Raw genomic sequence first — 18,328 nt, forward strand, 5'->3', positions numbered from 1 at the left:
GGGCGCGCAACGTCGAACAAGCGTGTAGCTTCCGGGGGATGAAGGAGGACGGAGAGTCGGGGGGCTCGCCTGTCCGTGGGGGGCCCCGGAGTCCTTAAGGCTGCTTCTGGGGCGAACTGGGGGGTTTGCTCAATGGGTGTGCGGCTCATGGTGGTCGACGACCACCGATTGCTCGCCGAGGCACTCGCCTCGGCCCTCAAGCTGCGCGGGCACCGGGTGCTCGCCGCGGCCGCGCCCGCCGCGGGCGCCGCCGAACTGGTCATATCCCGGGCGCCCGAGGTCTGCCTCATCGGCACCGCGACCCCGGCCGAGCCCGGCACCTTCGACCCGGTGGTCCGTATCAAGAAGGAGCGGCCCCAGGTGGCGGTCGTGGTCCTCGGCCCCGTCCCGTCCCCGCGCGGCATCGCCGCCGCCTTCGCCGCGGGCGCCTCCGGCTACGTACGCCATGACGAGCGCATAGAGGGGGTCGAGCGGGCCCTGATGAAGGCCAGGGCGGGTGAGGCGGCGGTGGCGCCGGCCCTCCTCCAGGGCGCGTTCAGCGAACTCCTCAACCCCGCCGCCCAGCCCGACGACGAGGGCCAGCGCCTGCTCCAGATGCTGACGCCCCGTGAGGTGGAGGTCCTGGTCCGCGTCGCGGACGGCGAGGACACCCGCCTCATCGCGGCCGGCATGGGCATCGCCCCCTCCACGGCCCGCACGCACGTCCAGCGCGTCCTGATGAAGCTCGGCGTCGGCTCCCGCCTGGAGGCGGCGGCCCTCGCGGCACGGACGGGCCTCCTCGACAGGGCGGGCCCGATCCCGGCGTCCGTCCCCTCCGCCGCCGCTCCGGACTCGCCAGAACCGGATTCGTGAGCTACATTGGATCTTGTTCAGCACACCGCAACAGCGGCCGCTGGACAGTGCGTTGGTGGTCCAAGGAAAGACGCCCCGCTTCCTGCGGGGAAATGCAGGTGCAAGGCCTGCCCGGCGCTCCATTCCGAGTCCCGTCCCCCGCCCGGGGGGCGGGACTTGTGCGTTCACGCCATGCCGTCCACCTCGTCGAGGTACCGGGCCACGGGCCCGAAGGTGAGCAACCCGCTGGTCGCGCCCGCGTGTTCGGTGCGGGCGTCGCGCAGGGCGTGCGCGGCGCGGGCGGCGACGTCGCGGGCCCCGAGCAGCACGGCGGCCCGGGCGGTGAGACACCACATGGCTTCCTGCAGATGGTCGTGCACCGGCTCCGGCACCGCCTCCAAGGCCGTACGGGCGTCGGTGTCCCGCCCCTCAGCGAGGAGGACGAGGGGCCGCGCCCAGGGTTCGTACGGTCCCCAGTCGAGACGCGGATCGGTGGGCGCGGGCCGGTCGTGGACGAGCCGGAGGCCGAGGAGCGCGAGCGGGAAGAGGCCGCGGTGCAGGCCCGGCATTCCGCCCGTACGGAGACGGTCCTCGGCGGCGCGATAGCGGGCGGCGGCGGTGACGGGGTCCGACTCCGCCGTGGCGCGGGCCCGGAACCAGTCGGCGAGGACGGGCACGAGCGGCGACTCGATGGCGGCGGCGAGCCGCTCGGCGCCCTCGGCGTGCGAGGCGGCGGCGTCGAGATCCCCGAGCGCGGAGGCGGACTGCAACCGGACGAGCCGCCCGAGCACGGCGAAGCGCGGCAGGTCGTGCCGGGTGGCGAGGTCGAGGATCTCGGCCCCGATCCGGTCCCGTACGGGGGCGAGCCCGCACCGTTGGAAGGAGTGCAGGAAGACGCCGTTGAGGGCGAAGGCGAGGAGAGCGGGGTCGTCCTGCGCACGCGCCAGGTCCTCGGCGCACCGGGCCGCGTGCCGGGCGCGGTCCGCCTCCGCCGGGGTCAGACCGGCGCTGCGGCTCTCGACGGCGACGGTGGCCAGGAGCCGGGCGCGGAGATCGGCGGGGCCGCCGGGCCCGAGGGCGTCGAGCGTGCGCGTGGCGGCGTCGACGACGGCGCGGGCCTGCGCGGGGTCGTCGGCGCGGCTCCAGAGCGCGGGCACGTCGTAGGCGCCGATGATGCGGGCGGTGAGGAGGAGGTCCCCGGTGCGCTCGGCGGCGTGCGCGGCGGCGAGCCTGTCGCGCCGCGAATGCACGAGGGCGTCGCCGCCGGCGAGGGCGAGGGTGCGGGCGAGGTCGACGGTGGTGCGGGGCCCGAGCCGGGCGTTGAAGGGTGATGCGGTGCGCTCTTCTCCGTCGACTTCTCCGTTGACTTCCCTGTCGACGGAGTTGTTGAGGATGTCCGTCTCCAGGCGCTGGAGCTCGGGCCCGGGGTCGAGGCCGAGCTGCCCGACGAGCATCGCGCGGGCCCGCCGCAGGGAGGCGAGGGCGTCGGCCCGGCGCCCCGCGCGGTGGAGCGCGCGGGCGAGCAGCCCCCATGCGGGTTCGCGCCAGGGGTGCTCGGCGACGTGCGCGTCCAGGTCGGCGACGAGCCCGGCCCCGTCGCCCCGGTCGAGGAGGATCCGGGCGCGCAGTTCGAGCCCTTCGAGCCGCAGTTCCTCCAGCCGGGTCCGCTCACGCTGGGCCCAGGGGGAGTCGGGTACGTCGGCGTAGGCGGGGCCGCGCCAGGAGGCGAGGGCGGTGTCGAGATCGGCGACGGCGGCGGGCTGCCGACGAGCCCGGCCGAGGGTGTCCTCGTAGTGATGGACGTCGATGTCCTCGCGCGGCAGCCGCAGTGCGTACCCGGGCCCTTCGGTGACGATGAGGCGGGGCGGATCGCGGGGCGGCCGCTCGGGTTCGAGGGCGCGGCGCAGGGCGGCGACGAACGTCCGCAGGGCGCCCACGGCGCGGACCGGCGGCTCGGCGGCCCACAGGTCGTCGACCAGGGTGTCGGTACTGACCATCCGCCCCTCGGCGGCGACCAGCCGCCCGAGCACCTCCCGGTGCCGGGGCCCGCCCAGCTCCACGGGGCTGCCGTCGTCGTGGAGGGCACGTACGGCGCCGAGTACGTCGATTCGCATGGGTCCATCGTGCGGGGCGGGACGGGGTGGTGCGCACGGGCACTGATCGGTTGCTGATCGGGCGGCCGGAGTGTGGGGGAGTCGGTTTCCTCTCCCTCCCCTCTCCCTCACTAGCAACTAGGACGGCCCGAAATGACGACGACCTTTCTCCCCGGCTTCGCGTACGTACGCGTGCCGGGTGCGACGGACGATGTGACCCTGGCGGCTGCCGTGGGCGGCAGCGGCACCCCGCTGGTCCTGCTGCACGGCTTCCCGCAGACCCACCTCATGTGGCGCCACGTGGCGGAACGACTGGCCGCCGACCACACGGTGATCTGCCTGGACCTGCGCGGATACGGAGCGAGCGACAAGCCGGGGGCGACGTCCCCGGAGGTGTACGCCAAGCGGACGATGGCGGCGGACGTGGTGCGGGCGGCGGCTGAACTGGGCCATGACCGTTTCGCGCTGGTGGGCCACGACAGGGGCGCCCTGGCCGCCTTCCGCGCGGGTCTTGACCACCCGGAAACGGTCACCCACCTGGGCATCCTGGACGTGGTCCCGACCCTGGACATGTGGAACGTCCTGCACGGGGCCCAGGCGGCGGTCGCCTGGCACCTCTACCTGATGGCGCAGCCGCCCGGCGTCCCGGAGACGCTGATCGCGGGCAGCGCGGACACGTTCTTCGGCTCGTTCCTGGACGCGTGGTCGGCGAACCCGGCGACGCTGCCGGCGCCCGTCCGCGCTGCATACCTGCGGGCATGCTCGGCGGCGGTCCCGTCCATCGTGGCGGACTACCGGGCCTCGGCGACCATCGACATCACGCACGACCAGGCGGACCTGGACGCCGGCTCCCAACTCGCGATGCCGGTCACGGTCATGCAGCAGGACTGGGGCGCGCAGCTCGGCTACGACGCGGCGGGGGTGTGGCGGGCGTGGGCCCCGGACCTGGACCACCGTCTGACGCGGGCGGGCCACTTCATGGCGGAGGAGGCGCCGGACGAGGTGGCGGACATGATCAGGGAGCTGCTGACGCGCTGAGCGCCGCACGGGAACAGGACTCGCCAAATCCGCTTCCCCGGGCTACAGTGGATCTTGTCCGGCACCGCAACAGCGGCCACCGGACAATGCGTTGGTCGTCTAAGGAAAGACGCCCCACTTCCTGTGGGGAAATGCAGGTGCAAGGCCTGCCCGGCGCTCCACTCCAAGTCCCGCCCCGCTGCCGCAGCAGGGCGGGACTTGTGCGTTTGCCGCCGACGCCCGCGGGCCACCCGGGCGGGGCGAACGGCGAAGGGCCGGAGCCCAGTCGCCCGTGAGCGATGGTCCCCGGCCCCAAATGGCCCGCGTCAGAGGGAGTTACTCCGACTCGTCCGGCGTAGGCGGCGCCGTAGGCCTCAGCTTCAGCCAGACCAGGAAGAAGGCGCCCAGGGCGAGCATGCCGATGCCCGTCCAGAGATTGATGTTGATGTCCTGGGCCTTCTTGAGGTCGGCGTCGGATGCCGTGATGCCCGCGATCGTAACGATGATCCCGTACACCACGAAGAGTCCGCCGATGATGCGGCGCACGTCGAAGAGGCGGGCGGCGGTCGCCGACTTGGCCTCCAGTTGGTCCACCTCGTCCACGTGTGGGTTCTTGTGGTCGCTCATGTCGTGTACCTCGTACCTCGTGTACCTGGGCCTCAGAAGGAGAACGGGATGTAGCAGATGACGGCGAGGGCGATCGCGCCCCAGCCCAGGAGGGCCGGCTTGCGGTACCAGGCGTCGTCACCCTCGGCGGGCGGTTCCTCCAGGCCGGGGGCCTTCGTGCCGTAGACCAGGCCGGCCAGTTCCTCGGCGGGCTTGGACTTGGTGAAGAGGGTGACCACGAACATCACCACGCCGCCGACCACGAAGGCGACGATCGACGAGACGAAGTTGGCGCCCTGGTCCGAGGGGATCGAGATGACGCCCTGCTTGTAGAACCAGAAGTAGTTGACCATGGCGGCGACGGTGCCGGAGAGGAGGCCCCAGAAGCCGGCCGCGGCCGAGGTGCGCTTCCAGAACATGCCGATGATGAAGACGACGAACAGCGGCACGTTGAAGAAGGAGAACAGCGTCTGCAGGTAGTTCATGATGTTGCTGAAGCTGCCCGCGATGAACGCCGTGCCCATGCCGATGAAGACACCGACGGCGGTGACGACACGGCCGGTCTTCAGGTAGTACGCGTCGCTGCGGTCCTTCTTGACGTACGCGCCCCAGATGTCGTTCGTGAAGACCGTGTTGAAGGAGGAGACGTTCGCGGCCATACCGGCCATGAACGCCGCCAGGAGGCCGGTCACCGCTACGCCCAGGACGCCGTTCGGGAGCAGGTCGCGCATGAGGACGGGGATGGCGTCGTTGTACTGGAGGCCGTCCGCGCCGCCCTTGCCGAGCGAGGGCTCCATGACCAGGGCGATCAGGCCGGGCACGACCACGACCATCGGGATCAGGATCTTCGGGAACGCGGCGATCAGCGGCGTGCGCTTGGCCGCCGAGAGGTTCTTCGCGGACAGGGCGCGCTGCACCTCGGCGAAGTTGGTCGTCCAGTAGCCGAAGCTCATGACGAAGCCGAGGCCGAGCACGATGGTCAGCCAGTTCGCGCCGAGCGGGTTGGAGGAGCCGATGCCGGTCCCGTCCCAGGCCGTCATGAACGAGTTGCCGTGGGACGAGGAGAGGGAGTCCGTGATGCCGTCCCAGCCGCCCACGCGCTTCAGGCCGACGATCGTCAGCGGGATCAGCGCGGCGAGGATGACGAAGAACTGCAGGACCTCGTTGTAGATCGCCGACGACAGGCCGCCGATCGAGATGTACGCGAGGACGAACAGGCCCGCGATGACGATGGCCAGCCACTGCGGCCAGCCGAGCAGCGCCTTGAGGACCAGCGCCATGGCGTACAGGTTGACGCCCGCGATCAGCACCGAGGAGACGGCGAAGATGATCGAGGAGAGGAGGTGGGAGGAGGGGCCGAACCGGTGCAGCAGGAACTCGGGGACCGAGCGCACCTTCGACGAGTAGTAGAACGGCATCATGACCAGGCCGAGGAAGACCATGGCCGGGATGGCGCCGATCCAGTACCAGTGGACGGTGTAGACGCCGTACTGCGCGCCGTTGGCGGCCATGCCGAGGATCTCGGTGGCGCCCAGGTTGGCGGCGACGAAGGCGAGACCCGTGACCCATGCGGGCAGGGAGCGCCCGGAGAGGAAGAAGTCGAGGCTCGTCTTCACCGAGCGGCGGGCCATGAAGCCGATGCCGAGGACGACGACGAAGTAGATCGCGAGGATCGCGTAGTCGAGGCCGTTGGTGGGCAGCCGTAGCCCTTCGGCCAGGGTTGTCGTGCCGGACAGTGTGGGGGACTGCATGGGGGAACTCGCTTCGTTGCGCGAACTGAATCAGACCGGAACCTACGCTCCTATGTTCAATAAGTGAACAGTTCCCATGGCGTTCTTTGTTTGATTGTGATCGAGGCCTCTCGGAGCTCGGTTTCGGTTCGATCCGGATCGATCCCGTACCCCCGCGTCGCTCCCCTTGACTGCCCTGTTGGCTTATGCTTCATTGTGTTGGGTTCTGTTTGTTTGATTGTTGGTTGGCGCGATGAGGAGTGTCGGACGTGAAGAAGACGTCGACCCGGCTGGCTGATGGGCGCGAGCTCGTCTACTACGACGCGCGCGACGACGTCGTACGGGAGGCCGTCGACCGGCGCCCCCTCGACCGCACCGTCACCACCTCCGAGATCCGCCGCGACCCGCTGCTCGGCGACGCGGTCGCCATCGCCTCGCACCGCCAGGGCCGCACCTACCACCCGCCGGCCGACCAGTGCCCCCTCTGCCCGACCGAGGGCGACCGGCTGAGCGAGATCCCGGACGCGTCGTACGACGTCGTCGTCTTCGAGAACCGGTTCCCCTCGCTCGCCGGGGACTCGGGGCGCTGCGAGGTCGTCTGTTTCACCTCCGACCACGACAAGTCCTTCGCCGATCTGAGTGAGGAGCAGGCGGGGCTCGTCCTGGAGGCGTGGACCGACCGCACCGCCGAGCTGTCCCACCTCGACTCCGTCGAACAGGTCTTCTGCTTCGAGAACCGGGGCGCCGAGATCGGCGTCACCCTCGGCCACCCGCACGGCCAGATCTACGGCTACCCCTTCACCACCCCGCGCACCGCCCTCATGCTGCGCTCGCTCGCCCAGCACAAGGAGCAGACCGGCGGACGGAATCTGTTCGCCGATGTCGTCGAGCGGGAGATCGCCGACGGCTCGCGCGTCGTCATCGACGGCGAGCACTGGGTCGCCTTCGTGCCGTACGCCGCCCACTGGCCCTACGAGGTCCACCTCTACCCGAAGCGCCAGGTCCCCGACCTGCTCGGGCTCGACGACGACGCGCGCACAGAGTTCCCCAAGATTTATCTGGAACTCTTGAAGCGCTTCGACCGGATCTTCGGTGAGGACGAGCCGCCGACGCCGTACATCGCGGCGTGGCACCAGGCCCCGTTCGGCACGCTGGAGGAGTTCGAAGGGGTCAATCGGGACGACTTCGCGCTCCACCTCGAGCTTTTCACCATCCGCCGCACTTCCGGCAAGCTGAAGTTTCTCGCGGGTTCCGAGTCCGGCATGAACGTGTTCATCAACGACGTGCCGCCGGAGACCGCGGCAGAGCGACTGCGAGAGGTAGCGAGCAAGTAATGGGCAAGGGCGAAGCCAAGAAGTACATGGTCACGGGTGGTGCGGGGTACGTCGGCAGTGTCGTCGCGCAGCACCTGGTCGAAGCGGGCCACGACGTCACGGTCCTCGACAACCTCTCCACCGGCTTCCGCGAGGGCGTGCCCTCGGGGGCCGTCTTCGTCGAGGGCGACATCCGCGACGCCGCCAAGTGGCTGGACTCCTCCTACGACGCGGTGCTGCACTTCGCCGCGTTCTCCCAGGTCGGCGAGTCCGTCGTGAAGCCCGAGAAGTACTGGGACAACAATGTCGGCGGCACGATGGCGCTGCTCGCCGCGATGCGCGAGGCCGGCGTGCGCAAGCTCGTCTTCTCCTCCACCGCGGCCACCTACGGCGAGCCCGTCAGCACGCCGATCACCGAGTCGGATCCGACCGCCCCCACCTCCCCGTACGGCGCATCGAAGCTCGCCGTCGATCACATGATCAGCGGCGAGGCGACCGCGCACGGCCTGGCCGCCGTCTCCCTGCGCTACTTCAATGTCGCCGGGGCCTACGGCGAGTGCGGCGAGCGCCACGACCCCGAGTCGCACCTCATCCCGCTCGTCCTCCAGGTGGCCCAGGGCCGCCGCGACGCCATCTCGGTCTACGGCGACGACTACCCGACGCCCGACGGCACGTGCGTCCGCGACTACATCCACGTCGCCGACCTCGCCGAGGCCCACCTCCTCGCCGTCGACGCGGCCCGCCCGGCCGAGCACCTCATCTGCAACCTCGGCAACGGCAACGGCTTCTCCGTCCGCGAGGTCATCGAGACCGTCCGCAAGGTCACCGGGCACCCGATCCCCGAGGTCGTGGCCCCGCGCCGCGGCGGCGACCCGGCGACCCTCGTCGCCTCCGCCGCCACCGCCCGCGAGCGCCTCGGCTGGAACCCGTCCCGCGCGGACCTCGCGGACATCGTCGCCGACGCCTGGCGCTTCGCCCAGGCGCGCCAGTAGCCGCTCGCCAGCAGTCACCACTCGTCGTCGTAGCAGGGTAGGTAGCCAACTCATGTCCGTCGTCGCCGCGCAGTTCAAGGATCTGTACGGGTACGAGCCCGCGGGGGTGTGGGCGGCCCCGGGCCGCGTCAACCTCATCGGCGAGTACACCGACTTCAACGAGGGCTTCGTCATGCCGCTCGCGCTGCCGCACACCGCGGTCGCCGCCGTGGCCAGGCGGACGGACGGCGTCCTGCGCCTGCACTCCGCCGACATCGACGCCCCCGTCACCGAACTGCGCGTCGACGACCTGACCCCCCTGTCCAAGTACGGGCAGGGCGGCTGGGCCGCGTACCCGGCGGGCGTCGTCTGGGCGCTGCGCGCCGCGGGCCACGCGATCACCGGCGCGGACCTGCACCTCGCGTCCACGGTGCCGACCGGCGCGGGCCTGTCGTCGTCGGCGGCCCTGGAGGTCGTGACGGCGTACGCGCTGAACGAGCTGTTCGCACTCGGGCTCAGCGGGCCGGAGATCGCCGTCCTCGCCCAGCGCGCCGAGAACGACTTCGTCGGCGTCCCGTGCGGGGTCATGGACCAGATGGCGTCCGCCTGCGCGACCGAGGGGCACGCCCTGCACCTCGACTGCCGCGACCTCTCGACCCGGCAGGTCCCGTTCGACCTGCCGGCGCACGGACTGCAGCTCCTCGTCGTCGACACCCGCGTCAAGCACGAGTTGGGCGACGGGGCGTACGCGGAGCGCCGCGCGGGCTGCGAGGAGGGGGCGAGGGTGCTCGGCGTCTCGCACCTGCGGGACGTCCCGTACGCCGGACTCGACGCGGCGCTCGCCACGTTGGAGCGGGCGGAGGTGGACGAGAAGGTCGTCCGCTACGTCCGCCACGTCGTCTCCGACGACCACCGCGTCGAGCGGACCATCGCCCTGCTCGACACCGGCGACTCCGCCGACGTACGCGCGATAGGCCCCATCCTCACCGACGGGCACCGCTCGCTCCGCGACGACCTGCGCATCTCCTGCCCCGAGCTGGACCTCGTCGTCGCCACGGCCAACGCCGCGGGCGCGGTCGGCGCGCGGATGACGGGCGGCGGGTTCGGCGGCTCGGCGGTCGTCCTCGTGGAGAGCGCCGACGCGGACGCCGTGACCAAGGCGGTCCTGACGGCGTTCGAGGAGGCGGGGTACACGGTGCCGCGCGTGTTCCCGGCGGTGCCGTCACCGGGAGCGCACCGGGTGGCCTGAACGCCGCGGTTCAGTTCAGCCGCTTCGTCAGCGTGAACTCCTTGACCCCCGGCGGATAGTCCGGCACCACCGCGACCACGTCGTAGCCGTGCTGCCGGTAGAAGCCGGGGGCCTGGAAGTCCCAGGTCTCCACACGGGAGTTGACGCACCCGTGCTCCTCGGCGGCGATCCGCTCCGCCTCCGCGAGGAGCCGCGAGCCGAGGCCCGCGCCGCGGTGCCGGTCGTCGACCCACAGCAGGTTCACGTGCAGCCAGGTCGCCCAGGTGTGCGCGTCGAGACCGGCGGCCAGCGAGCCGTCGTCCGCCAACGCCCAGATCTGCAGGGGGTTTTCGCGGTCGTCGGGGGTTCCGCGCAGGTCGCGCAGGGCGGGGGACGCCGCCGTGTTGGCGTCCGCGAGGAGCGACCGGAGCAGAAGGCGGCGGTCTTTGTCGACTTCTGTCTCAATGCGAAACATGTGCCACACCTTAAACGCGCCGGACAGGCGTCGACCGGCCAACGGGTAACCAGTTCTGTGAATTGCCTTCCCCTCCTGCCGCACAGCCCTACTCTGAGGGACAACACCGGTGGGGGCCGGTGTTGATCAGGGGGCGAGACAGCCGGGTACGACGCCCGGGGTGGGGGTAGCGGAACCGACACGGCGGCGGCCGTAGCGACCGCGGTGACCCGCACGCCGGGCGCCGTACCCGCGTTGATCCATCCTCCGACGATCGGGTGCCCCCCGCTCCACGAGAGAGCGGGGAAGGGGGTTTTCACGTGGTTCGTATCCGGGTTCTGGTCGTCGACGACCATCGCATCTTCGCCGAGTCCCTGGCCGCGGCGCTCGCCGCCGAGCCGGACGTCGACGTGTCGGCCGCGGGCAGCGGCCCGGCCGCCCTGCGCAGCCTCGACCGGGGCGCCGCCGAGGGGCGCAGATTCGATGTGCTGCTCGTCGACGCCGACCTGGGCGCGGCGTCCATGCAAGGCCTGCGGCCGCCCACCGTGGTGCCCGACGGGCCCGCGCAGGAAGGGCTCGTCGACGGGATCTCGCTGGTCGCGGGCGTGCGGTCGGGCCAGCCGGCCGTTCGTACGGTGGTGCTGGCCGAGCGGGATGATCCGCGGCGGGCCGCGCTCGCCCTCCAGGCGGGGGCGTCCGGGTGGGTCGCGAAGGACTGTTCCCTGTCGCGGCTGCTCACGGTGATCCGGGGGGTTCTGCGGGACGAGACGCACTTGCCTCCGGCCTTGCTCACGGGTGTGCTGCGGGAGCTGACCGCGGCGCGCAAGCACCGTACGGAGTCCGAGCGGCTGGTCGAGTCCCTCACTCCGCGCGAGCGGGAGGTTCTGCGGTGCATGGTCGCGGGGCTCGGGCGCAAGGCTGTTGCCGAGCGGCTGTTCTTGTCGCCGCATACGGTGCGGACGCATATGCAGAACGTGCTCGGGAAGTTGGGGGTGCACTCGACGCTGGCGGCGGTTGCGCTTGCGCGCCGGGCGGGTGTGGGGCCGGTCGATCTCGAGGCGGCCAGCTGAATCCCTGCCGGTCGGTTGGTGGGTGGGTGCGGGTGCGTCGTGGCTGGTCGCGCAGTTCCCCGCGCCCCTGGAGCATGCGGCTTCGCCGCAGCCCCATAGGGGCGCGGGGAACTGCGCGACCAGCCACGACGGCGCCGCACCTGAGGATTGAACCGCTGGGCGGTCCGCTAACCAGGGATGTTGTCGAACGGCGCCGTCAATTGCCGCAGAAGCGACGCCAGTTCCCCTCGCTCGGAGCGTGACAGCTCCGCCAGAATCACCCGCTCCTGCGCGAGCAGCCCCGCCAGGGCCTGATCCGCCCGGTCCCGCCCCTCGGCCGTGAGGCGGACGAGGACGCCCCGGCGATCGCTCGGGTCGGGGAGGCGTTCGACGAGGCCCTTCTTGGCGAGGCGGTCGATGCGGTTGGTCATGGTGCCGGAGGTGACCAGGGTCTGGGTCAGCAACTGGCCGGGGGAGAGCTGGTACGGCGCGCCCGCGCGCCGCAGGGACGTGAGGACGTCGAACTCCCACGGCTCCAGCTGATGCTCGGCGAACGCGAGGCGCCGCGCACGGTCGAGATGGCGCGCGAGCCTGCTGACCCGACTGAGCACCTCAAGGGGCTCCACGTCGAGGTCAGGGCGCTCCCGGCGCCACGCTGCGACCAAGCGGTCGACCTCGTCCTCCATGACGATCAGTGTAGGGGGTGTGTCGATGTGAAGTCTCTTGATGTCGAGTTACTTGACGTCGAGAGATATCGGGCGGGACCCTGGGCCCATGGCCTCCTCCACCTCTCCCACCTGGGACCCGAACCAATACCTCCGCCACGCCGACCACCGCGCCCGCCCCTACGCCGACCTCCTCACCCGCGTCCCCGCCCTCCCGGGCGACCCCGCCCGCATCGCGGATCTCGGCTGCGGCCCCGGCAACGTCACCACGCTCCTCGCCGACCGCTGGCCCACCGCCCACATCACCGGCTACGACAACTCGCCGGAGATGCTCGGCAAGGCCGAGAAGTACGCGGGGCCGACGGACAGCGGCGGGCGCATCGACTTCGCCGCCGCCGATCTACGGCACTGGACGCCCCCGGAGACGTACGACCTCATCGCCTCCAACGCCACGCTGCAATGGGTCCCGGACCACGTCGACGCCTTCCCCGCGCTCCTCGACGCCCTCGCGCCCGGCGGCACCCTCGCCTTCCAGGTGCCCGGCAACTTCGACGCCCCCAGCCACGTACTCATGCGGGAACTCGCCGACTCCGCGCCCTGGCGGGACCGGCTCGCGGGCGTGCTGCGCCACGGGGACGCGGTGCTCACCCCCACCGCCTACCTGGAGCGGCTCACGGGGCTCGGCTGCTCGGTGGACGCCTGGGAGACGACGTACGCGCATCTGCTGACCGGGGACGATCCCGTTCTGGACTGGGTGAAGGGGACCGGGCTGCGGCCTGTCCTCACCGCCCTCGACGGCGACCCGGACGCGCGTGACGCCTTTGTCGCCGCCTATCGGGATCTCCTGCGAGAGGCCTATCCGGCGACAGCGCACGGCACCGTGCTCCCGTTCCGCCGGATCTTCGTCGTGGCCGTGAAGGCATGATCACGGGTCTTGACCATGTGCAGCTTGCCGCGCCCGTCGGCAGTGAGGGCGACCTGCGCGCCTTCTACGTCGGCACCCTCGGCATGGCCGAGACGCCGAAGCCGCCGGCGCTCGTGGCGCGCGGCGGCTGCTGGTTCGAGGCGGGGAGCGCCCGGCTGCATCTCGGTGTCGAGGAGCCCTTCCGGGCCGCCCGCAAGGCGCACCCGGGGCTGCTCGTCCACGACCTCGACGCCTTCGCGCTGCGGCTGACCCGGCGCGGGACCCGTGTCACCTGGGACGACGGGCTGCTGCCCGCCCACCGGCGCTTCTACTGCGCCGATCCCGTCGGCAACCGGCTCGAATTCCTGGAACCCGTGGCCCGTTAGGCCTTGCGGTGGCCTATCAGGCGCGGCTTGGGTTCCAGGCCGTCCAGGCCGTGCCACGCCAGGTTCACCAGGTGCGCCGCGACCTCCGCCTTCTTCGGCTTGCGGGCGTCCAGCCACCACTGGCCCGTCAGCGCGACCATGCCGACCAGCGCCTGCGCGTACAGCGGGGCGAGCTTGGAGTCGAAGCCGCGGGCCTTGAACTCGCGGCCCAGGATGTCCTCGACCTGGGTGGCGATGTCGGAGATCAGGGACGCGAAGGAGCCCGTGGACTGCGGGATGGGGGAGTCGCGGACCAGGATGCGGAAGCCGTCGGTGTACTCCTCGATGTAGTCGAGGAGCGCGAACGCGGCCTGTTCGCACAGTTCGCGCGGGTGGCCCGCGGTCAGGGAGCTGGTGACCATGTCCAGGAGCTGGCGCATCTCCCGGTCCACGACGACCGCGTACAGGCCCTCCTTGCCGCCGAAGTGCTCGTACACCATCGGCTTGGAGACCCCGGCCTTCGCCGCGATCTCCTCCACCGACGTGCCCTCGAAACCCTTCGCGGCGAAGAGAGTGCGGCCGATCTCCAGCAGCTGCTGGCGGCGCTCGGCTCCCGTCATCCGCGTTCGGCGCGCACGCCGTGGCTTGTCGGGCCGGTCGCTGCTCGCGCTGCTGGGGGTGCTCGATTCGGTCGCCACATCCCCATCATGCCTGGCGTCGCTCACGCGGCGTCGGGTACCTCTGCCTCAGCCCTGCGGCGCTCGATCCGCTCCTTCGACGGCCAGCGGACGTCGTGCGCCCAGCCGAGCTGTTCGAACCAGCGGATGAAGCGGGCGGAGGAGTCGATCTGGCCGCGGAGCACGCCGTGGCGGGCCGAGGTCGGGTCGGCGTGGTGGAGGTTGTGCCAGGACTCGCCGCAGGAGAGGACGGCGAGCCACCACACGTTGCCGGAGCGGTCGCGGGACTTGAAGGGGCGTTTGCCGACCGCGTGGCAGATCGAGTTGATCGACCACGTGACGTGGTGCAGCAATGCCACCCGGACGAGCGAACCCCAGAAGAACGCCGTGAACGCTCCCCACCACGACATGGTGACGAGGCCACCGATCAGGGCGGGCAGGAGCAGGGACAGCGACGTCCACAGGACGAACTGGCGGGAGATCGCGCGCAGCGCCGGGTCCTTGATCAGGTCGGGGGCGTACTTCTCCTGCGAGGTCTGCTCCTCGTCGAACATCCAGCCCATGTGGGCCCACCACAGGCCCTTCATCAGGGCGGGCAGGTCCTCGCCGTAGCGCCACGGCGAGTGCGGGTCGCCTTCCGCGTCGGAGAACTTGTGGTGCTTGCGGTGGTCCGCGACCCAGCGCACCAGCGGGCCCTCGACCGCCATCGAACCGGCGATCGCGAGCGCGATGCGCAGTGGGCGCTTCGCCTTGAAGGAGCCGTGCGTGAAGTGGCGGTGGAAGCCGATCGTGATGCCGTGACAGCCGAGGTAGTAGAAGAACACGAGCAGCCCGAGATCGAGCCAGCTCACCCCCCAGCCCCAGGCCAGCGGCACCGCCGCGACCAGGGCGAGGAACGGCACGACGATGAAGAGGAGCAGCGCGAACTGCTCCACGGAGCGCTTCTGCTCACCGCCGAGGGTCGCGGGCGCGGGCGGGGCGGAGGAGGGTCGGGACGCCCCCTGGGGGGCGTCCTCGATCACGTCGGACTGTGCGGCCATGGGGTCCCCTGTACGTCGAGGGTCAGGTCAAGGGCTGAGCGAGAGGGTCGGAGGAGGGTTGAGAGGGGCCGGGACTGGTGAGAAGTTCCACCGGGATCAACGAAGATCCCCGGAGCCCCACCGGGACCCGGGGAATCTACGCAGATCCACCGGGACCCACGTAGATCCACCTGGTCCACGTAGACCCATTGGGTCCATGTGGATCCGCCGGGTCCATGTAGACCCGCCGGGTCCATGTAGATCCGCTGGGTCCACGGGAACCCGCCGGATCCACCGGATTCACCGGAACCCACCGGGTCCACGGGAACCCACCGGATCCACCGGATCCACCCGGGTCTACGTAGATCCACCGGATCCACATAGACCCACCCGGGTCCACGTGGACCCATCGGGTCCCGTAGACCCACCCGGGTCCACGGGAACCACGGAGGCTCCGGCGTTCCTACGGTTCCGTAACTTACGGGACCGTAAGCGTAGCGGTGCGTATTCGGGTGCCACGAGGGCCCGGGCAGCGCCGCGAGCGCGGACACATATCCTTGGAAACGGTCGGACAGCGCGGTCCGCTCTGAATCTCCACCCGGGACTTGTACCCGGTTCCGGGGACTCTTCCCTCCAGACGAGCTTCACCACTGCAAGGAGCCGCACCTGTGAGCAGTGCCGAACAGACCGCCTCGACGAGCACCAGTGCCGAGCTGCGCGCCGACATCCGCCGACTGGGCGATCTGCTGGGCGAGACCCTCGTCCGACAGGAGGGGCCCGAGCTCCTCGAACTCGTCGAGAAGGTCCGCCGCCTGACGCGCGAGGACGGCGAGGCCGCCGCCGAACTGCTGCGCGGTACCGAACTGGACACCGCGGCCAAGCTGGTCCGCGCCTTCTCCACCTACTTCCACCTCGCCAACGTGACCGAGCAGGTCCACCGTGGCCGCGAGATGCGCGCCAGGCGCGAGGCCGAGGGCGGTCTCCTCGCCCGCACCGCCGACCGCCTGAAGGACGCCGACCCGGACCACCTGCGCGCGACCGTTCAGAACCTGAACGTGCGGCCCGTCTTCACGGCCCACCCGACCGAGGCCGCCCGCCGCTCCGTCCTGAACAAGCTGCGCCGCATCGCCGAGCTGCTCGAGACGCCGGTCCTGGAGGCCGACCGCCGCCGCTACGACACCCGCCTCGCCGAGAACATCGACCTGGTGTGGCAGACGGACGAGCTGCGCGTGGTGCGCCCCGAGGTCACCGACGAGTCGCGCAACGCGATCTACTACCTCGACGAGCTGCACGCGGGCGCGGTCGGCGACGTCCTGGAGGACCTCACCGCCGAGCTGGAGCGCGTCGGCGTCTCGCTGCCCGAGGAGGTCCGCCCGCTGACCTTCGGCACCTGGATCGGCGGCGACCGCGACGGCAACCCGAACGTGACCCCGCAGGTCACCTGGGACGTCCTGATCCTCCAGCACGAGCACGGCATCAACGACGCCCTCGACCTCATCGACGAGCTGCGCGGCTTCCTGTCGAACTCGATCCGCTACACCGGCGCCACCGAGGAACTGCTCACCTCCCTGCAGCAGGACCTGGAGCGGCTGCCGGAGATCAGCCCCCGCTACAAGCGGCTCAACGCCGAGGAGCCCTACCGGCTCAAGGCCACCGCGATCCGGCAGAAGCTGGAGAACACCAAGGACCGGCTCGCGAAGAACACCCCGCACGTCGACGGCCGCGACTACCTCGGCACCGCCGAGCTGCTCCGCGACCTCACCCTCATCCAGACCTCGCTGCGCGAGCACCGCGGCGGCCTCTTCGCCGACGGCCGGATGAACCGCACGATCCGCACCCTCGCCGCGTTCGGCCTCCAGCTCGCCACGATGGACGTACGTGAGCACGCCGACGCCCACCACCACGCGCTCGGCCAGCTCTTCGACCGGCTCGGCGAGGAGTCCTGGCGCTACGCGGACATGCCCCGCGACTACCGCGGCAAGCTGCTCGCCAAGGAACTCAGGTCCCGCCGTCCGCTCGCGCCGACCCCCGCCCCGCTCGACGCGGCCGGTGAGAAGACCCTCGGCGTCTTCCACACCGTCGCCAAGGCGCTCGACGTGTTCGGGCCCGAGGTCATCGAGTCGTACATCATCTCGATGTGCCAGGGCGCCGACGACGTCTTCGCCGCGACCGTCCTCGCCCGCGAGGCCGGCCTCCTCGACCTGCACGCGGGCTGGGCGAAGATCGGCATCGTGCCGCTCCTGGAGACGACGGACGAGCTGAAGGCCGCCGACACGATCCTGGAGGACATGCTCTCCGACCCGTCCTACCGGCGCCTCGTCGCGCTCAACGGGGACGTGCAGGAGGTCATGCTCGGCTACTCCGACTCCTCGAAGTTCGGCGGCATCACGACGTCGCAGTGGGAGATCCACCGCGCCCAGCGGCGGCTCCGTGACGTCGCGCACCGCTACGGGGTGCGGCTCCGCCTCTTCCACGGCCGCGGCGGCACCGTCGGCCGCGGCGGCGGCCCCTCGCACGACGCGATCCTCGCCCAGCCCTGGGGCACGCTGGAGGGCGAGATCAAGGTGACCGAGCAGGGCGAGGTCATCTCCGACAAGTACCTCGTGCCGTCCCTCGCCCGCGAGAACCTCGAACTGACCGTCGCGGCCACCCTGCAGGCGTCCGCCCTGCACACCGCGCCGCGCCAGTCCGACGAGGCTCTGGCCCGCTGGGACGCCGCCATGGACGTCGTCTCCGACGCCGCGCACGCCGCGTACCGCAGGCTCGTCGAGGACCCGGACCTGCCGAACTACTTCCTCGCGTCGACCCCCGTCGACCAGCTCGCCGACCTGCACCTGGGCTCGCGGCCGTCCCGGCGTCCTGGTTCGGGCGTCTCCCTCGACGGGCTGCGCGCCATCCCGTGGGTGTTCGGCTGGACCCAGTCGCGGCAGATCGTGCCCGGCTGGTTCGGCGTCGGCTCGGGCCTGAAGGCGCTGCGCGAGGCCGGGCTCGATTCCATGCTCGACGAGATGCACGGGCAGTGGCACTTCTTCCGGAACTTCATCTCCAACGTCGAGATGACGCTCGCCAAGACGGACCTGCGCATCGCCCGGCACTACGTCGACACGCTCGTCCCGGACAACCTGAAGCACGTCTTCGACGCCATCGTGGCCGAGCACGAGCTGACCGTCCGCGAGGTGCTCCGCGTCACCGGCGAGAGTGAACTCCTCGCCGCACAGCCGGTGTTGAAGCAGACCTTCGACATCCGCGACGCCTACCTCGACCCGATCTCCTACCTCCAGGTCGCCCTGCTCAAGCGCCAGCGCGAGGCGGCGGCGGCGGGCGAGGAGCCGGACCCGACCCTCGGCCGGGCCCTGCTGCTCACGGTGAACGGCGTGGCGGCGGGCCTGCGCAACACCGGCTGACC

Annotated in this window: 16 protein-coding genes; 9 read left to right on the plus strand and 7 right to left on the minus strand. The window is 71.0% G+C overall.

The window, feature by feature from the left end; genetic code table 11:
- The first annotated feature begins 132 nt into the window (after positions 1-132).
- Entirely contained in the window at positions 133-852 is a 720-nt protein-coding gene (locus N5I75_RS17330) for a helix-turn-helix transcriptional regulator (protein WP_476678523.1), read from the plus strand.
- Between the two features lie 164 nt (positions 853-1,016).
- Here the strand turns inward: N5I75_RS17330 and N5I75_RS17335 are convergent, their stop codons facing one another.
- Positions 1,017-2,945, minus strand: coding sequence for a BTAD domain-containing putative transcriptional regulator (locus tag N5I75_RS17335; RefSeq protein WP_476678525.1), 1,929 nt, complete (start codon positions 2,943-2,945; stop codon positions 1,017-1,019).
- A gap of 132 nt (positions 2,946-3,077) precedes the next feature.
- Between N5I75_RS17335 and N5I75_RS17340 the strand changes: the two genes are divergently transcribed.
- Positions 3,078-3,962, plus strand: a complete 885-nt coding sequence (locus tag N5I75_RS17340; protein WP_476678526.1) for an alpha/beta fold hydrolase — start codon at positions 3,078-3,080, stop codon at positions 3,960-3,962.
- A gap of 315 nt (positions 3,963-4,277) precedes the next feature.
- On the opposite strand, the gene N5I75_RS17345 is transcribed toward N5I75_RS17340, so the two are convergent.
- Complete coding sequence (locus tag N5I75_RS17345) at positions 4,278-4,568, minus strand: hypothetical protein (RefSeq protein ID WP_476678528.1); 291 nt, start codon at positions 4,566-4,568, stop codon at positions 4,278-4,280.
- Positions 4,569-4,600: 32 nt separating this feature from the next.
- On the minus strand, positions 4,601-6,298 hold the full coding sequence (locus tag N5I75_RS17350) for a sodium:solute symporter family protein (protein ID WP_476678530.1): 1,698 nt from the start codon (positions 6,296-6,298) through the stop codon (positions 4,601-4,603).
- Positions 6,299-6,546: 248 nt separating this feature from the next.
- Between N5I75_RS17350 and galT the strand changes: the two genes are divergently transcribed.
- The 3 genes from galT to galK are packed head-to-tail and all read left to right on the plus strand — an operon-like array spanning position 6,547 to position 9,810.
- Positions 6,547-7,611, plus strand: coding sequence for a galactose-1-phosphate uridylyltransferase (gene galT, locus N5I75_RS17355; protein ID WP_476678532.1), 1,065 nt, complete (start codon positions 6,547-6,549; stop codon positions 7,609-7,611).
- Positions 7,611-8,582, plus strand: coding sequence for a UDP-glucose 4-epimerase GalE (gene galE, locus N5I75_RS17360; RefSeq protein ID WP_476678533.1), 972 nt, complete (start codon positions 7,611-7,613; stop codon positions 8,580-8,582). Before galT ends, galE begins: the two co-directional genes overlap by 1 nt.
- A gap of 52 nt (positions 8,583-8,634) precedes the next feature.
- Positions 8,635-9,810: a galactokinase gene (gene galK / locus N5I75_RS17365; RefSeq protein WP_476678535.1), complete on the plus strand. Its 1,176-nt coding sequence runs from the start codon at positions 8,635-8,637 to the stop codon at positions 9,808-9,810.
- Positions 9,811-9,820: 10 nt separating this feature from the next.
- Here galK and N5I75_RS17370 read toward each other — a convergent pair whose 3' ends face one another.
- Positions 9,821-10,264, minus strand: a complete 444-nt coding sequence (locus N5I75_RS17370) for a GNAT family N-acetyltransferase (protein ID WP_476678537.1) — start codon at positions 10,262-10,264, stop codon at positions 9,821-9,823.
- A gap of 299 nt (positions 10,265-10,563) precedes the next feature.
- On the opposite strand from N5I75_RS17370, the gene N5I75_RS17375 reads away from it, so the two are divergent.
- Positions 10,564-11,313: a LuxR C-terminal-related transcriptional regulator gene (locus N5I75_RS17375; RefSeq protein ID WP_476678539.1), complete on the plus strand. Its 750-nt coding sequence runs from the start codon at positions 10,564-10,566 to the stop codon at positions 11,311-11,313.
- A gap of 167 nt (positions 11,314-11,480) precedes the next feature.
- Here N5I75_RS17375 and N5I75_RS17380 read toward each other — a convergent pair whose 3' ends face one another.
- The gene (locus N5I75_RS17380; protein WP_476678541.1) at positions 11,481-11,978 is read right to left on the minus strand and encodes a MarR family winged helix-turn-helix transcriptional regulator; all 498 of its coding nucleotides are present in this window, start codon (positions 11,976-11,978) and stop codon (positions 11,481-11,483) included.
- An 88-nt stretch (positions 11,979-12,066) separates the two neighbouring features.
- Here N5I75_RS17380 and N5I75_RS17385 point away from each other — a divergent pair, with 88 nt between their 5' ends.
- Both N5I75_RS17385 and N5I75_RS17390 read left to right on the plus strand, forming a co-directional pair.
- Entirely contained in the window at positions 12,067-12,882 is an 816-nt protein-coding gene (locus N5I75_RS17385; protein WP_476678543.1) for a trans-aconitate 2-methyltransferase, read from the plus strand.
- A complete protein-coding gene (locus N5I75_RS17390) occupies positions 12,879-13,247 on the plus strand; it encodes a VOC family protein (RefSeq protein ID WP_476678545.1) in 369 nt (122 codons plus the stop codon). Before N5I75_RS17385 ends, N5I75_RS17390 begins: the two co-directional genes overlap by 4 nt.
- Here N5I75_RS17390 and N5I75_RS17395 read toward each other — a convergent pair.
- Both N5I75_RS17395 and N5I75_RS17400 read right to left on the minus strand, forming a co-directional pair.
- Entirely contained in the window at positions 13,244-13,924 is a 681-nt protein-coding gene (locus N5I75_RS17395; protein WP_476678547.1) for a TetR/AcrR family transcriptional regulator, read from the minus strand. The two genes, N5I75_RS17390 and N5I75_RS17395, sit on opposite strands and share 4 nt — an antisense overlap.
- Before the next feature lie 23 nt (positions 13,925-13,947).
- A complete protein-coding gene (locus tag N5I75_RS17400; RefSeq protein ID WP_476678549.1) occupies positions 13,948-14,943 on the minus strand; it encodes an acyl-CoA desaturase in 996 nt (331 codons plus the stop codon).
- Positions 14,944-15,590: 647 nt separating this feature from the next.
- On the opposite strand from N5I75_RS17400, the gene ppc reads away from it, so the two are divergent.
- Positions 15,591-18,326: a phosphoenolpyruvate carboxylase gene (ppc, locus tag N5I75_RS17405; protein WP_476678551.1), complete on the plus strand. Its 2,736-nt coding sequence runs from the start codon at positions 15,591-15,593 to the stop codon at positions 18,324-18,326.
- Positions 18,327-18,328 lie beyond the last annotated feature (2 nt).

The organism is Streptomyces sp. R818 (genome assembly GCF_056172735.1).

What these genes read in the sequence shown, in the direction of transcription:
- N5I75_RS17390 (WP_476678545.1), top strand. Translation starts at nt 12,879, where the DNA reads ATGATCACGGGTCTTGACCATGTGCAGCTTGCCGCGCCCGTCGGCAGT.
- galE (WP_476678533.1), top strand. Translation starts at nt 7,611, where the DNA reads ATGGGCAAGGGCGAAGCCAAGAAGTACATGGTCACGGGTGGTGCGGGG.
- galK (WP_476678535.1), top strand. Translation starts at nt 8,635, where the DNA reads ATGTCCGTCGTCGCCGCGCAGTTCAAGGATCTGTACGGGTACGAGCCC.
- N5I75_RS17345 (WP_476678528.1), bottom strand. Translation starts at nt 4,568, where the DNA reads ATGAGCGACCACAAGAACCCACACGTGGACGAGGTGGACCAACTGGAG.
- N5I75_RS17330 (WP_476678523.1), top strand. Translation starts at nt 133, where the DNA reads ATGGGTGTGCGGCTCATGGTGGTCGACGACCACCGATTGCTCGCCGAG.
- N5I75_RS17335 (WP_476678525.1), bottom strand. Translation starts at nt 2,945, where the DNA reads ATGCGAATCGACGTACTCGGCGCCGTACGTGCCCTCCACGACGACGGC.
- N5I75_RS17370 (WP_476678537.1), bottom strand. Translation starts at nt 10,264, where the DNA reads ATGTTTCGCATTGAGACAGAAGTCGACAAAGACCGCCGCCTTCTGCTC.
- N5I75_RS17385 (WP_476678543.1), top strand. Translation starts at nt 12,067, where the DNA reads ATGGCCTCCTCCACCTCTCCCACCTGGGACCCGAACCAATACCTCCGC.
- N5I75_RS17380 (WP_476678541.1), bottom strand. Translation starts at nt 11,978, where the DNA reads ATGGAGGACGAGGTCGACCGCTTGGTCGCAGCGTGGCGCCGGGAGCGC.
- N5I75_RS17400 (WP_476678549.1), bottom strand. Translation starts at nt 14,943, where the DNA reads ATGGCCGCACAGTCCGACGTGATCGAGGACGCCCCCCAGGGGGCGTCC.
- N5I75_RS17340 (WP_476678526.1), top strand. Translation starts at nt 3,078, where the DNA reads ATGACGACGACCTTTCTCCCCGGCTTCGCGTACGTACGCGTGCCGGGT.
- N5I75_RS17350 (WP_476678530.1), bottom strand. Translation starts at nt 6,298, where the DNA reads ATGCAGTCCCCCACACTGTCCGGCACGACAACCCTGGCCGAAGGGCTA.